The organism is Bradyrhizobium ferriligni, from assembly GCF_056837965.1.
The window spans coordinates 39683-54094 of sequence record NZ_JBXEJO010000046.1 but is presented as its reverse complement, the minus strand read 5'-3'; the positions used below and the strand labels follow the sequence as shown (position 1 = coordinate 54094).

The following is a 14412-nucleotide window of genomic DNA, read 5'->3' as shown; positions in this document are numbered from 1 at the left end:
GCCTCCGATGTGCTGCTCGGCATGAGCCTTCACGTTGCACCGCAAGAACGCATCGGACTTTTTGGACCCAACGGGCACGGCAAGACGACGCTGCTCAATACGATCTCACGGGTGATCCGCCCGCGCGCGGGCAATGTCCGCTTCATGGGCGAGTCGATCGATCAGCTCGCGCCCCAGAAGATCGTTGCGCGCGGCTTGATTCACGTGCCCCAGGCCAATCGCCTCTTTCCCGACATGCAGATCATGGAGACACTCGAGCTTGCAGCCTTCACGCCCCGCGCGCGGCAGGAGCTGAAGACAAACCTCGACTATGTCCTCAACCTGTTTCCCCGCCTTGCTGAGCGCCGTCGGCAGCAATGCAAGACGCTGTCAGGCGGCGAGCGCCAGATGCTGTCGATCGGCGCAGGGCTCATGTGCGCGCCTCGCATGCTGATGCTGGACGAACCGACGCTTGGGCTGTCTCCGAAGCTCAAGGACGAGCTTGCCGAGGCAATCTCGGAAATATCGTCGCGGGGCATTCCGCTTCTTCTCGTCGAACAGGATATCGCATTCATCCTGTCCCTGGTCGACCGCATGTATCTGGTCGACCACGGCGAAATCAGCCGGGAAATCAACCGGAGCGGACAGGTCGACCATCAGGAAATCATGGACATGTATTTCGGGTCGGAGGGCGCACGATGACGAGCGACATCCTTAGCGCCATCCTTGTCAGCGGCATCGTGCTCGGCTCGGGCTATGCCTTGATGGCGAGCGGACTTTCCCTGGTATGGACGACACTAGGCATCTTCAATTTCGCTCACGGGGTGCTGATGACGCTCGGCGCCTATATCGCCTGGACCATGTCCGACGCGGCCGGGCTCAATTTCGGATTGGGGGTGGCAATCGCCGTTTCGGCGGCGGTCATGATCGGAGTGGGCATTCTGATCGAGCGGATCATCGTTCGGCCGTTCTACGACCACCGCGATATCCTGCTCATCACCGTCATGACGACCCTTGCCGCAATGATATTCATGCAGAAGGGGATCCAGCTGATCTGGGGGGCAAGGCTCAAGCAGTTGGCGCCGATCGCAACCGGTAATGTACAAATCTGGCAAACAACGATTTCCGCGCAGGAGGCGCTCATCATCGTTGTGGCGCCGTTGTTGCTTGGTACGCTTTGGCTTTTCCTCGATCGTTCGCGGATAGGACGCGGAATACGAGCGGTTGGCCAGAACCCGGATGCCGCTCGATTGATCGGCATCGACGTCTCTCGACTCTTTATCATTACGTTTGCCCTCTCGGCTGTCCTTGCCGGGCTCACAGGCGTGCTTCTCGGTTCGATCCGGCTGCTCACCCCGGAATTCGGCTCCGATCCGCTCGTCAAGGCATTGATCATCGTGATCTTTGGCGGGCTTGGCTCGCTGGGCGGGACGGTTCTCGCTGCCTATCTGATGGGCCTCCTCGAGGCGGGCCTCGTATTTTTTGTAGGCATCTACTGGGCCCCCTCGATGATCTTTCTGCTGCTCATCCTTGTGCTGCTCGTCCGGCCCCAGGGGCTCCTTGGAAAGGTGGTGCGTTGATGGCCCTCCACAACGGTAGAATTCGCAGCGGAAAGATATGGCTCATTGGAGTCCTGCTCGTCGCAGGGCTTCTCGTGCCGATCTTCGTCCAAGACAGCTATCTGCGCCATCTTTTCATCATCTCCTTCGTCTACGGCATTGTTGCAGCGAGCTGGGACCTCAGTCTTGGCTATGCCGGCATCTTCAATTTTGCCCATGTCGCTTTTTTCGGCGTCGGAGTTTACGCGACGGGACTGACCGCAAAGCTTCTCGGGATTGATCCGTGGCTTGCGATGCTCATCGGCGGGTTTGCCGCTTCGGCTGCTGCTGTCATCGTCGCTCTGCCCGTCGTGCGTCTTCAGGGCGTCTATGTCGTGCTGGTCACTTTTGCTTTCAGCCAGCTCGTGATGCAGCTTGTGATCAATCAGTCAAATCTCACCGGAGGAACGCAAGGCATGGTGCGCGTGCCGACGATATGGCTGCCGGGCTACAATTTCCTGCGCGACTACAAGTTCGGTTACTACTATGTCGCCTTTGGGCTGCTTGTTACCACGACCGCTTGTCTGCGCTGGCTGGTGTGTTCCGATTTCGGCCTCTCGATCAAGGCTCTCCGCGACAACGAGGATTACGCGGTCTCCCGCGGCATCCCGATTGCGTGGCAGCGCCTGAAGGCGCTTGTGGCAAGTGCGTTCTTCACGGGGCTGGCGGGCGGTTTCTACGTCATCTATCTCCGCGTGGCCTCGCCGGAGGTCTTCGACTTCTCGACCGTGTCGCTCATCTTGAGCATGGTGCTTGTCGGGGGAACGTCCAGCATCTACGGGCCGCTGTTTGCGGGGCTTTTCCTGACCTTCATCTCGGAAGGGCTCGCAAGTATCAACAATTTCGCCGAAGGCCGCTTCATGCTGGTTGCTCTGGCGATGATCGTCGTTCTCCTGTTCTTTCCGAAGGGACTTGCCTCCGCATTGCCTGCAAGTCTTGGAACGAATGTAAACCAAAAGCGATCGCGAGAGCCTCTGATAGCTTCGAAAGATCAGGCGCTGGTGACGTCGACGGATAAAGAAAACGAGGCTAGGGCACCCAGGCACTCTGGAGTCCGTTGAACGTTCGCGGTCGCGTTGAGAGCCGGCGAGGGCGGGATTGAAGCCGCGGATTCGGAAAGACGATCTAAATCGCTTGGTTGGTCCGGGCCTTGACCAGTGCAGGTTGAGAGGGAATTGGTCCGGCTCCGTTACCCTGATGACCTCGTGGGGCATGACGATGACGAGGCGCCGCAGCGGAGATTCTGGAAGACGTCACCAACGCGCCGTGCGGTTGGACTCGCGGACCGGTGCCGATCCTTGCCGATCCCGAGGCCTAGGTGCAGAGTACGACGGCCCGGAGGGCGAGTGCGTCATCCCCGCCGTACTCCAGGAGCTCCGAAAAACCGTCAGGCAGGACTGGTGAGTAGTAAGCAGCGCCACGCCAATCCTTTCGGCCTGCATGGCGATTGCGGGCGGCCGCTCTGCCGGCACCCGACCCCCACAAGTAGAATTGCGGTGCACGAGGCCCTATCGCATTCTAGAGCACCAGCCGATGGGGCCGTCTCTGCGTGCACTATTCCGACCTTACGCCATACCTTTTGGCATCGGCTTTGCTAGGTCTTGCTGTTTGACCGACCAGCGGGCCGCCGCCGAGAACTGCCGCAAAACCTGTCCCGCTCGCGCACCAATTCCACACGCCGCAATGAAAAAGTTAAGTCCATGATCAGACTGTCTAGCGGATTTGTTCTTGTCCTCATGACGATGGCGCTGGATGTGGCGCGCGCCGAAGGTCCAGCGCCAGGTCGGATCGATGCCATCACGAAATCGGTACGAGATATGATACCCGTGATGCCGACAATGCCATCCGTGTCGATGCCGGACCTCTCCCTGCCAGATTTGTCTGATGCAACTGGGAGGGTAATGTCCGAATTTAATACCTTCACTCAACAAGTCGGCGATGCCCTGCCGATCCTCGAACAGATGGGTTATGAGGTCACGGTATTCAAAGTGACTTGGGGCCTGCCGCCGAAGGCTCGGCTTCGATTGAAGTCGAACGGCAACTCAGATATTGCGAAAGTCAATGCCATCGCGGCAAGAGCGGCAAGCAACAGCGTATTGGTATCCGCGCTCATTACGAGTGCGGCAACGGCAAAGCGCATCCAAAGCACGATGAGGATGGGAACAGCGTATCTCGACGTAGATTTTGCCGTCCCGCCCCGGGTCAATATGAAATTTCTCAGCGCCAAGGCGGGCGAGAAAGATGAAATGCCGCGCGACAATGATGAATTGGAGATTAGCTGCAAATGAATTGATCGCGACCGACGAAGGCATACGTCAGCCGAGCGCCAAGCCGCCACGAACGAGCCGATCCCCGAGATCGGCGCCAGCCACCGAGCAGGTTGCCACGGTCAGTCCCCCGAGGCGAGTGCCGCGCGAGCCAATAAAAGTCTATGCAACCTTGAGCTTTTTAGTTCTAATGAGACCGAGCGCTAAGGGGGTACCGCGCCTTGGGCTCACCAGCGGCCCTAGCAAACCTGAGCTAGGGCCGCCCCCTCGGCGGATCGATCTTCGCATGCCAAGTTCGTGCAGGATTGCAATCGTCGCTCCCAAGGCAACGCGGGCACTTTTAACGCGAAGGCGCTGTGCGCGATGCAGTCTATCCGTAAAAATCCGGACGGCATTTTGTCGTGAGATTCTCTGACACCGCCCATGCTGACTGCACTGATCGAGCCTCCCCATGGACTGGTGTATCTCGGCAGCGGCCTGAACCGCGGCGCAGAGGGCTTGCTCAGCGACCTCGATTGGAAAAAGCCGGCCTGGGATCCGGTCCGGGCCTACGCTGAGAGCAAGGTCCACGTTGTGGCGCTCGTGTACGCGCGTGCTGGGCGATGGCCGCAGATCTTGAGCAATGCGGTCGACACGCACGAAGACCCACCTACATCGTTTTCTTCAACAACTGAGGGGTTTGATGCTCAGGGATGCCGCTCAGGTCTATGGCGTTGCGCCCAAATTTGAATGCATCCTCATATGGTCTCCCCGCACCCAAAGCATCGTAAAATCCTACTGCAAATTTTATCGCCGCCGCGTCCCCGATCTCTTTACCCATGCCAATTACATACTGGATGTGTTCAGCAATCGCAGTCGCCTGGCTCGCCGAGTAGCACGCGTTTAGAACAACGCACTCTACGTGGGATTTGCACAACGCGAACAATTCTGTAAGTGCTCTTGGGGGCACAAGTTCCGCCTGGCCCAGGTTATTCTCGCACACTAAACCCTCTGTTGGACTGCCATGGCCCGAAAAATGGACAATAGATGGTTGTTCATCGAGAAGACCGCGGCGCAAGTCTTCAGCCCTAACAGCCCACTTCTGCGTAAGTTTAAACTGATCTCTGTATCTTGCACGTTTCAGGCCTTCATCGATTTCTCTTACTTCCTCATTCAACCTTAGTGGATCGGTATCTTGCGGATTTGACGCGAAAAACAAAACCGTAGCCGTCTTTGCGCGCTGGGACACTGCTTTGCCTCCTGGCGTCGCATCTGAATGGTTATTCTGAATCAAATGCATGCCGCTAAGGCAGCTTTCGTAGCTAGACACGACTCCAGACAACTGCAGATCGCGCAAGCGTTCTTCCCAGTCATCTAGGAGAATCTCCACACCAGGAAGCATCCCCTCGCGCCTTAGAGAAAAAACCGTATCGTCAGGCCAAAGCCGCCGGGCGAAGAATTCGGGCGTTACAAGCGAAGTCCCTCCCTGACGGGTCGTAGTTATGGCCTCGAAGTCGATCTTAGCCGGCTCAATCAAGGCTTCCGATTTCATTCCAAAGCGTGAGATAACCTCGCCGATCTCGTACAATAACATCTGTGCATCAAGATTCTGCCTATCGTGCCGCGAACTTCCGGGTTTCTCAGAATACCTAACGTTTCCGCAATCTCCGAGCGCGTCTGTGGCCAGCCGAACCGCATTGACCATACGATCGCTCTTCTCCTCAAAGATGTCAGGTGCATACAAGGTTTCATCGAAAGCGCGGCTTCGCTCTTTCGCGCCCTCGATGGATACGTTTCCCAGAGCCACATCGCAGAGAAGATGCACAAAGCCAAAGAACTCTTCGAAATATTCGCGTCCTCGGGCGGGCGGACAGGCAGCGCGCAGCATGAGCAACGGCGCGCTCCGAAGAATCATCCGCGCCTCGTGACCGAAGGCCTGCTCGCGAGATAGATCCTGAAGTCGAGGGAACAATCCGGCCGCTCCTCGATGTGACATCGTAGAACTCATGACATGATAAACCTCATAGGCCGGCCCGGGAAGAGAGCACGGTGCTGCTAAGCGCAGAACGGGCCCCTAGGTTTTGGCGCGAAGCGGACGTTTGAGGCTAGACTGGCGAAGAGGCATTCACAGATCTTCCCGCTGGCTCTTGAATAAGGAATGCCACATCTTTCCTTCTGCCGAGTTGGCGCGATATTAGATCTCGACAAGTAGCTTCGGCTGTAGCCAGATGCCCATGTGCCGATGCGGAGTAGGGCTACGTCTTTGCGGATCAGCGGCTTCGGCCGTTGCACGCTATTCGCCTCCTCGGACAATCTGAAGGCCGGGTTGAAAGCGGTGAACGTGCACTTCCTTCACGTACCCGAGGAGCCGCCCGAGAAGGGCATCATGAGCTTCGCTAACGTGCCACCCGACGGGGATAGGCGGCGGACCTCTGGGACCGCCACCTACGAAGTGGCGTGGAAAGGAGCGACAGGAAACAGAGCAGCGCGGTCCGGAAAGAGATGCCGAACTCGTCAAGAAGCTGAAGGAATCTCGCAAACAGCCCAGCCTGGCGCCCGGTGAAGCGGGCGACGACCAGAGGACATGATCTCAATCTCGCGCTCCGTCCACGCAAGCGGCGTTTTCGGCTTCTAAAGCTCGCAGAAATAACCCGTACTGGAGCCGCGACCTGCGGCCCTCGTCGAGGTCGCTGCCGTGCTCGCTTTCGATGCGCTCGAAAAGTTTAATGAGTTCGTCGAACTTCAATCCCATGGACTCGACCTCGACCACCAGGCCGTCAAAAATCGATCCGAACAAGCCGTCGATCTCCTCCTCGCGTTCCTCCCAGCCGCGCGGAGATCGAGAACGGCGCACGATTAGATCCTGGTCGGCATCGTCCGGGTCACCTTGATCTGCGAGAAACTGAACGCGCCGCCGTCGGCCTGGACCGCGGCCCGGACGCAGAGGCGGTCCAGGACATCGTGCCAGCCGGCGTCGCACTCGAGGCAACCCTGGGTCACCCCCGGGAAATCGGCCGGGGTTGGAAGAGGTCGGGGCATGCCGCTCAGCCCGACTCTCCAATTCCAAACGACCCCCACATGGCCGCTCCGCCGTGAACAAAATAAAACAGAAGAAAATATGGAATATATCTGGATTCAATCGCTCAGCCATTGTTCTTATATAAGAAGCGGTGGTCTTCTTATATAAGACGGCCTCCGCTGCTGCTGGCGCCAGGAGCCCGCGAGCACTATAAGTTCGGAGGGTTCTCGTGCAGCGGATGGGTGGATGGTCGGGAAAAGGAAGGCACCAAAGCGAGGCAAGAGGACCCCGATTGGAGACAGGGGCACGTTCATCGCCATGATGGACAAGGACGTCATCGCCGACATCAAGCAGGTCGCCATCGATGAGCATCGAGCCGCCTGGGACGTGATGGAACAGGCTGCGCGAGAGTTCCTGAAGCGGAGGAAATCAAGGAGAACGCCCTGAAACTCCTCCGTTTATTCTTGCGGTTGCGCGGGCGTGACGGTTCAATCGGCCGGCTGAAGGACCGATAGATGAAGCTGTTTGGTTATCTTCCGGAGACCCTTTTCAAACCCCTGTCGGGGCCGAAGAAACACGTCTATGCCCGGCTCCTGATGCGCCTCTACGAGAGGGTCTACTCGGCTCGCATCCTTGAGACGCCGCTCAGGGAGGAGGTCGTCAAGCAGATCGAGATCGGGCTTTCGGAGTTCGGCATCGGATCGATGGGAGATCTTTCCGAGGACGATCCGGATGAGGATCAGACCACCAGCCAGGCCCATTACCTCGCCTACTATAGATTGCGCGACACCGGCTGGCTCACGGAAGAGACCGAGAAGTGGCGCATTTACGTCGACATGAACCCGGACGCGTTCATGGTCCTGGGCGCGATCACCGAACTCGGCAACAGCCGCGTGCGCGTCGCCGGCGCCGTCGTCGACGTCAAGAACAATCTGGAGGCCGCGTTCCGGGAGCCGGAAACGATGGCGCAGGGTCTCGCCAATGCGCACGACACCGCTTTGCGGTTCGCCCGCAGCATGCGCCGCATCCTCGCCGGCATGCGCGAGATCGAGGATCGCATTCTGGGCAATCCGAACGCGGCGGCCATTCTCCGCACGTTCTTCCAGGACTTTGTCGACGGGCTGTTGATTGCGGACTACAAGCAGCTCAAGACATCCAACAACCCGTACCGTCATCGCCGCACGATCGCATCGCTCGCTGGCGACATGCTCGCGGACGCCGAGCGTCTCGGCAAGATCGCGCGCGCCTATATCGAGCAGGGTGTCATGGCCGCGGGCGCCATGATTGCGACGGCCGAGGAACGCGTCATCGCCGAGCTTGAAAAGATCAAAAGTGTGTTCGAGGACGTCGGTCCCTTCATGGATAAGATCGAGGATTTCCGGGATCGCCTCGAACGCCGCATCCGCACGACCGTCCACTACATGGATGTCATGGGAGAAGGCTCCGCCGAGCGGATCGTCCGGTTGATCGAGCTGCTTTCGAAGATCGGCAGCGATGAAGTCGAGATCCGGCTGAGGTCGCCGGATGTCGGTCTGCCGATCACGTCGCTCGCGCTGTACACGCCCCCGCCGCCGAAGGCTCCGCCCGAGCGGACGCGCTTCAAGTTGCCGAAGCAGGATCCCTATCTGCGCGCCTATGTCCAGGCCACGACCGAGTTCGACCGGATGGTGCGGGTGACGGACCAGAAACTACTCGAGTTCACGCGGCGGCAGATGCAGGGACGTGACCGCGTCTCGTCCGAAGAGATCGAGATCGGAGGCATTCCGGACCTCTTCGCCTACCGGGCTATCCCGAACCTGGCGGCGGTTGGCCGCTCGGTGCGGCTGGGTGAATTCACGATCACGCTCGAGGAGGGCCGCACCGCCAACGACTGGATCGACGTGACCGCCTTCCGGATCGAGAGAACGAGGACCACAGTCGATGCTGCGTGATCTTTCCAAAATCATCGACGACGCGGACTCCGAGGGCCACGACGGCGACCAGTTGCAGAAGGAGTTGCGCCAGGCTGCACAGTCGCTCTGGCGCGCCCAATTCATCTACGAGAACGACTGGGGGATGAAGACATCCTACGAGGTGCTCCGCCGATACATAGGGTATTTCGAGAATCTCTTCGACGCGCTCGGTTATCGGGTCGTGGGGAGGCCGAACGACGGCTACGTCGGCCTGGTGGCGAACGAGCTGCCTCCGCGTCAGAGCATGAAACTTGACGAGAGCCTGCTCCTGCTGGTGCTGCGGCTCCATTACGAGGAGGCGTTCACGCGGTTCGAGGCCAAGGAATTTGGCGAGGTCGAGGTTGAGAGCGAGCAGATCCTGCAGATCTACGAGGACCGGACCCATCGGGAGCGCCCTAACTTCGGGCGGGTGAAGGAAATCCTGGCCGCCTTCAGGCAGCGCGGGCTCGTCCGGATCGAGGATCGCGACGACAGGAACTTCACCCTGTTCCTGCGGCCCGCCTTACCGATAGTGGTCTCCAAGGACACCCTCGGCTCCCTTGAGGAGTTCGTCATGCGCGCCACCGCGGCGGCGAAGGCCGATGCCGCGAGCGAGGTGCAGGCGTGATCGAACTGCGTCGCATCATCCTGGTCGACTGGTACCTGTTCCGGGCGCAGCAGGTCGATATGCGCGGCATGACCGCCATCATTGGGCCGAACGGCGCGGGGAAGTCCGCGATCATCGACGCCGTGCAGACGGTTCTCTCCGGCGCGAGCATGGCCAGCATCCGGTTCAATCCGAGCGCCCAGAGCAACGTCCGGAGCAAGCGGACGCTGCGCGACTACTGCCTCGGCGTGGTCTCCCTCGACGAGAAGGGCGAGCGGTCGGAGCCGACGCGCCAGCATGCCTACACCTACGTCATCCTCGTCTTCGAGGACCTGGCCGACGGCTCGGCGGTGAGCCTGGGCGTGGCCTTCTCGGCCTCGGCCTCAAGAAGCGACGAGTCCTGCGAGGCGCGCTTCATCGCCAAGGGCGCGATGACCAAGGACGATGTCCTCGCTTCGGTCGGCGACGACGAAGTCGAGACGCTGCAGTGGCACGCTGTGCGCACCGCGCTGCGAGCCCGGAAGATCGAAGTCGACGACGCGTTCTCGAGCGCGACGGATTTCGTCGCGGAATCGCTCCGGGCTCTGTCGCCGGCGGGCTTCCCGCTCGATCCGAGGCGCTTCCAGAGGGCGTTCCGGAACGCGCTGCTGCTGAAGCCGGTGGACAATCCCACCGAGTTCGTCCGGAACTATGTTCTCGATGTTCAGCCGATCCAGGTCGACAGGCTTCGGCGAGGTATCGAGCACTGGCGCTCCCTAACTCGCCGCATCGAGGAACTGAAGGCGCAAAGCGCCAGCCTCGCCGGGATCTTGCGCATCGTGGCCCGCGCCGTCGAAAACGAGCGGGTTATCGCAACCACTAGCTGGCAGATCGCCCACCTGGAATGGGAGAAGTTTCGCCGGGAGGCCAGGCGGCAGGAAGAGGCTCTCGCGCAGCTCCGGAGCGCCGCACGCAGCGCCGAAGTCGAGGCGACCGCGGCTGCGGCCAGACACGCCACGCTGGACGCCGAGCACAAGACCATCGAGCTATCGATCAGGACCAGCGACGCCGAGCAGCTTGCCCAGATGTACGAGTCGGACAAGACCGCAACGCTGAGCCAGCGCGCCAACGCCATGGCGCCGGTCAAGGACATCGATGGGCTTATCGCTTCGATTAGGAAGGCTGTCGAACTCAATTTGCTGGTTCGTCGCGACGATCTGCTGCATGCGCTGCTGAGCGCGGTCGTCGTCGCCCGGGGAAGGGCGCCCCTTTCCGAATGGGACAAGACGCTCCCGGACGACTGGAAGGATAGCGCCTCGCATCTCGATGCGGCGCTTTTCGCCGTCGACCAGGAAAGGCTCGCGGCGGTCCGCAAGACGTTCTCGGACGCCCATTTCACTGCCCGTGTCGCGACCAAGGATCTTCAGGATCGCATCGACCAGATCGACAGCAATCTCAAGCGAATGGACCAGGGGCTGAGTCCGATCGAGCGAGGCACCCGGGACCTGATTGATGCGCTTCGCTCGCATAGCATCGAGGCCGAGCCCCTGTGCGATCTGGTTGAGATTCGCGACGACAAATGGCGGATGGCTGCCGAGGCCGTCCTCGGCCGCTCGCGAGAGGCGCTGGTCATCGAGCCGGGGCGCGCCGTCCGTGCCCTCGAAATCTACCGGGAAGGCGGAGAGAATTCGTTCCAGCACGCCGAGGTCATCAACACGACGAAGACCGACAGCACTCGACCGGCCGAGAAGGGCTCGCTGGCGCAAATCATCAGCACGGAAAACCGGCATGCCCGGGCATTCCTCAACTATCGGCTTGGCCGGCTGATGATGGTGGAGACCATGGACAGGATGGTCGCCGCAGAGAACGCCATTACCCCTGACCGCATGATGCAGGGCGGCCGGACGGTCCGGCGGCTTCCTAAGCCGGAGTACCTGAAGCTTGGTCGCGCCACGCAGGCCCAGATGCGTCAGCAACTTCAGGCCGAGCGGCAAGAGCTCACCTTGCAGCTTGGCGAACGGGCTCGCGAAGTTGGCCGCCTGGAAGAAGAGGCGCGGCTGTTCGAGGACATGTTCGCCCGCTTCCAAAAGATGATCGAAGCTGGTCTGACTTGCGTCGGAAGCGGCGAGTCGCTGGCTGGTTTCGACGGCAAGCTCGTCGAGATCGGGAAGAACATCGAGGACGCCAAGCGAAACCGTGACCCCAAGCTCGTCGCCGATCTGGAGCGCCTTGCTGGCGAGGTCGCGACGGCCGGCCGTAGGAAGTCGGACACGCAAAAGGCCCTGGATGCCGCTAAAAGGGACCGCGACATGGCCGAGGGCGAGTACAGCGGTTACATGAAAAAGAATCGCGAAATCTTGGCAGCGGATCGGCGCGCCCGAGCGCGTCAGATGCAGCAAGATTTTCCGCAATCGACGGCCATGCGTGACTACCGGCCAGAGGTCGCCGGAATGGCGACGGAGGCATTACCGAACCGCATCGACGGGCTGATCGCGGAAAGGGAGACTCGTTCTACGACACGGCGATCCAGCCTCATGCGCGAAATGACCGGAGCGATGAACAAGCATGGTCAGGAATTCCATGTCGTGCCGCCCTTCACCGCCGAAGAAGCGACGCCGGCGGCCGTCGAGCGATGGGCCGCGGCCGAAAAGCAGCGCCTCGATGCGCACGAACTCGTCCAGTACGAGGAGCAGTGCCGGAACGCCGCGACCGAGATGACCTCGGCATTCCGCGACGATCTCCTGCATCGCCTCGACGACGCCTTCACCGGCATCAAGGCCACGCTGAATGAGCTCAACCGCCATCTGAAGGATCGCCAGTTCCATGGGCGGGACTACTACTCGTTCAAGGCGCTGGAAGCCCCGACCCACGTCGACATGATCGAACTCGTCGAGGAATCCAGGAAGCCGGAATTCAATCTGCCGCTGTTCGGGGATCGCAGCCAGGATGCCAGCTCGCCCATGATGCGGGCCGTGCGCCAGATCGAGGAGATCCTGTCAAATCCAGAGACCCGGACCGAGGAAATCGAGGACCCGCGCAAGTATTTCAATTTCGAGCTCTACATCCAGGATGCCGAGGGCAAGATCCGCTCGTCGTTGACGAGCCGCGCGGGCACGGGATCCGGCGGCGAAGGGCAACTGCCGTTCTACATCGCCATCGGTGCTTCGTTGGCCGCCACGTATCAGAACCGGCGCACCGGGGAGAGCGGGCTGTCGCTCGCGATCTTCGACGAGGCCTTCAACCGGCTGGACACCAAGGCTATCGGGCAGTGCTCGGAATTCATGCGCGATCTCGGGCTCCAGGTCATGCTGGCCACCCCAGACGAAAAGCGTCACGTGTTCATGGAAGTGGTCGACACCGTCGTCAACGTGAACCGGTTGGGCAACCAGGTGATGATCGACACCGAATTCCTGACCGAGAAGGCCCGCGACGCGATCGTTGCGGTCGACCCATACCGCAAGGGCTTCGACGTGTTCAAATCCGAGCTGATCGCGGCCGAGAAGGCTGAGGCTATCCCGCGAGACCAGGCCGCCGAATGACCGACGTTCGCACAGTGGATGTCGGCATCGAATTCCTCGAACGGCTGCTGGAACGGAGCGAGCGCAATCCCGATCGCGCCCGTCCGGCTTCCGCGGCTCCGGAGTACGACAGGCTCTCGACCGCGCAGCAGGTGACACGCTTCCACGATCTGATGGCTGCGGCGGAGAGATTCGGCGCTGTCGAGGTGCACCGGGGCAAGAGGGACCGTAGTCACCTGATCGAGCGGGTCCGTGTTCGCGACCCGGAACTGCTCGCCAGACACCTCGGACGTCCGACCGCGCCGTCGACCGCGCAGCGCATCAGACAGGAATTGCTTCCGATCGCAGCGGCCGGCGAACCGTGGGTCGCCACCCTGTTGGACGAGATGACGGTCAGGTGGGCCCGGGGCGAGGCGGCCTATCGCCTGACCACCGGCCAGGCCGATGCCGCCAAGGAATTCTTCATGCTATTGGCCTCCATCTCGCGGCTGGAAGCGCGCGGGCTGGACGCGCGGACCTTCTCTCATAAGGCGACGAGCGACACGAAGGCGTTCGACCGGCACGCGTCGCGGCTGGCTGCCGTCATCGGCATCCGGATCGGTCAGCCAGGTGCGGCTGCCGATGTGGTCTGGTCGCACATCGGGCTGGAGCGCTTCAGTCATCCTGTTCACTTGAGAGGGCCAGTTGTCGTCGAGCGGGAAGGCGGTCGTCTGGTCGACGGCCGCGTCAAGCCGTTCGCCTCAATTCATCCGGAGATGCTCTCTCAACTGTCGGTCTTGGAACGACCGGCAGCCATCCTGACGATCGAGAATTACGCAAGCTTCAATCGGCAGGTCCGCGAGATCGAGGACGGCAGCTTGGTCGTATACACGGGTGGCTTCCCGGCGGCGGGGGTCATCGAACTTCTGTCGAACGTTCTGATGGCGGTGCCGGCCGAGGTGCCGTTCCTTCACTGGGGCGACGTCGACGCCGGCGGCGTGCGTATTTTCAGGTACCTTGAGGAAAACCTTCCTCGTGGACCGCACCCGCACCTGATGACCAAGGAATTGGCCGAGAAATCCGGCCAGCCGGCGGACGCAGACCCCAGCCTAGCTTCGATCGCGAGGTCGGAAAGCGCGGTCCGGGAGCTGGCGGACTGGCTGGCGTTCGGATCGGATGTGCGACACCTGGAGCAGGAGGCGCTGGATCCGGAGCGGCCACGGCGCACCACTTCATGAAGCGACGTTCTTAGCGAACCTCGCGCAATCTGTCGCGAGCCTTGGCTTGCCCACCGGGGTCCAGCCTTTTAGCGCTCTGGCCGTCATTTGAAGACGTCGAAATCGCTGTATGGATTTTGTCCGGTGCCGCCCAACGTAGGTTGCATGTCGTCGAGCAAATCTGGCGGGCAAGTGAAAGATATCCCGCGCCCAGCTCTCAACGTTTGGAAGGATGTCTCATCGCCCTCATGAGGTACGAACAGCATGCCCGGTCGGACGCGCTCGTCGCTTACCGGCGTAATGTCGAACAAGCGACCGTCGGAGCCTCGCAGAACGGAG

Annotated in this window: 12 protein-coding genes; 9 read left to right on the top strand and 3 right to left on the bottom strand. The window is 60.8% G+C overall.

Features of this window, described 5'->3' with window-relative positions:
• The first annotated feature begins 9 nt into the window (after positions 1-9).
• The 4 genes from AC1VNY_RS25955 (at position 10) to AC1VNY_RS25940 (ending at position 3865) form a co-directional block, all read left to right on the top strand.
• The gene (locus AC1VNY_RS25955) at positions 10-681 is read left to right on the top strand and encodes an ABC transporter ATP-binding protein (RefSeq protein WP_482407325.1); all 672 of its coding nucleotides are present in this window, start codon (positions 10-12) and stop codon (positions 679-681) included.
• Entirely contained in the window at positions 678-1559 is an 882-nt protein-coding gene (locus AC1VNY_RS25950) for a branched-chain amino acid ABC transporter permease (RefSeq protein WP_482407324.1), read from the top strand. Before AC1VNY_RS25955 ends, AC1VNY_RS25950 begins: the two co-directional genes overlap by 4 nt.
• On the top strand, positions 1559-2638 hold the full coding sequence (locus AC1VNY_RS25945; protein ID WP_482407323.1) for a branched-chain amino acid ABC transporter permease: 1080 nt from the start codon (positions 1559-1561) through the stop codon (positions 2636-2638). Before AC1VNY_RS25950 ends, AC1VNY_RS25945 begins: the two co-directional genes overlap by 1 nt.
• Before the next feature lie 540 nt (positions 2639-3178).
• A complete protein-coding gene (locus AC1VNY_RS25940; RefSeq protein ID WP_482407322.1) occupies positions 3179-3865 on the top strand; it encodes a hypothetical protein in 687 nt (228 codons plus the stop codon).
• A 628-nt stretch (positions 3866-4493) separates the two neighbouring features.
• Here the strand turns inward: AC1VNY_RS25940 and AC1VNY_RS25935 are convergent.
• The 3 genes from AC1VNY_RS25935 to AC1VNY_RS25925 form a co-directional block, all read right to left on the bottom strand.
• Entirely contained in the window at positions 4494-5738 is a 1245-nt protein-coding gene (locus AC1VNY_RS25935; RefSeq protein WP_482407321.1) for a CHAT domain-containing protein, read from the bottom strand.
• A gap of 675 nt (positions 5739-6413) precedes the next feature.
• Positions 6414-6677, bottom strand: a complete 264-nt coding sequence (locus AC1VNY_RS25930; protein ID WP_482407320.1) for a hypothetical protein — start codon at positions 6675-6677, stop codon at positions 6414-6416.
• 2 nt (positions 6678-6679) lie between these two features.
• A complete protein-coding gene (locus AC1VNY_RS25925; protein ID WP_482407319.1) occupies positions 6680-6862 on the bottom strand; it encodes a hypothetical protein in 183 nt (60 codons plus the stop codon).
• A 298-nt stretch (positions 6863-7160) separates the two neighbouring features.
• Between AC1VNY_RS25925 and AC1VNY_RS25920 the strand changes: the two genes are divergently transcribed.
• The 5 genes from AC1VNY_RS25920 to AC1VNY_RS25900 all read left to right on the top strand — a co-directional run bounded on the left by AC1VNY_RS25920 (position 7161) and on the right by AC1VNY_RS25900 (position 14094).
• Positions 7161-7289 (top strand): hypothetical protein, encoded by a 129-nt coding sequence (locus AC1VNY_RS25920; protein ID WP_482407318.1) that lies wholly within the window; start codon positions 7161-7163, stop codon positions 7287-7289.
• Positions 7290-7357: 68 nt separating this feature from the next.
• Positions 7358-8773 carry a Wadjet anti-phage system protein JetA family protein gene (locus AC1VNY_RS25915; protein WP_482407317.1) on the top strand — a complete coding sequence of 472 codons (1416 nt, stop codon included), beginning with the start codon at positions 7358-7360 and terminating at the stop codon, positions 8771-8773.
• Complete coding sequence (locus AC1VNY_RS25910) at positions 8763-9401, top strand: DUF4194 domain-containing protein (protein WP_482407316.1); 639 nt, start codon at positions 8763-8765, stop codon at positions 9399-9401. Before AC1VNY_RS25915 ends, AC1VNY_RS25910 begins: the two co-directional genes overlap by 11 nt.
• On the top strand, positions 9398-12898 hold the full coding sequence (locus tag AC1VNY_RS25905; protein ID WP_482407315.1) for an SbcC/MukB-like Walker B domain-containing protein: 3501 nt from the start codon (positions 9398-9400) through the stop codon (positions 12896-12898). The genes AC1VNY_RS25910 and AC1VNY_RS25905 overlap by 4 nt, the downstream gene beginning before the upstream one ends.
• Positions 12895-14094, top strand: coding sequence for a Wadjet anti-phage system protein JetD domain-containing protein (locus tag AC1VNY_RS25900; RefSeq protein ID WP_482407314.1), 1200 nt, complete (start codon positions 12895-12897; stop codon positions 14092-14094). The genes AC1VNY_RS25905 and AC1VNY_RS25900 overlap by 4 nt, the downstream gene beginning before the upstream one ends.
• Positions 14095-14412 lie beyond the last annotated feature (318 nt).

Excerpts from the sequence above, each read along its gene's own strand:
- AC1VNY_RS25935 (WP_482407321.1), bottom strand. The coding sequence starts at position 5,738 with ATGATTCTTCGGAGCGCGCCGTTGCTCATGCTGCGCGCTGCCTGTCCG.
- AC1VNY_RS25920 (WP_482407318.1), top strand. The coding sequence starts at position 7,161 with ATGATGGACAAGGACGTCATCGCCGACATCAAGCAGGTCGCCATCGAT.
- AC1VNY_RS25950 (WP_482407324.1), top strand. The coding sequence starts at position 678 with ATGACGAGCGACATCCTTAGCGCCATCCTTGTCAGCGGCATCGTGCTC.
- AC1VNY_RS25910 (WP_482407316.1), top strand. The coding sequence starts at position 8,763 with ATGCTGCGTGATCTTTCCAAAATCATCGACGACGCGGACTCCGAGGGC.
- AC1VNY_RS25900 (WP_482407314.1), top strand. The coding sequence starts at position 12,895 with ATGACCGACGTTCGCACAGTGGATGTCGGCATCGAATTCCTCGAACGG.
- AC1VNY_RS25925 (WP_482407319.1), bottom strand. The coding sequence starts at position 6,862 with ATGCCCCGACCTCTTCCAACCCCGGCCGATTTCCCGGGGGTGACCCAG.
- AC1VNY_RS25945 (WP_482407323.1), top strand. The coding sequence starts at position 1,559 with ATGGCCCTCCACAACGGTAGAATTCGCAGCGGAAAGATATGGCTCATT.
- AC1VNY_RS25915 (WP_482407317.1), top strand. The coding sequence starts at position 7,358 with ATGAAGCTGTTTGGTTATCTTCCGGAGACCCTTTTCAAACCCCTGTCG.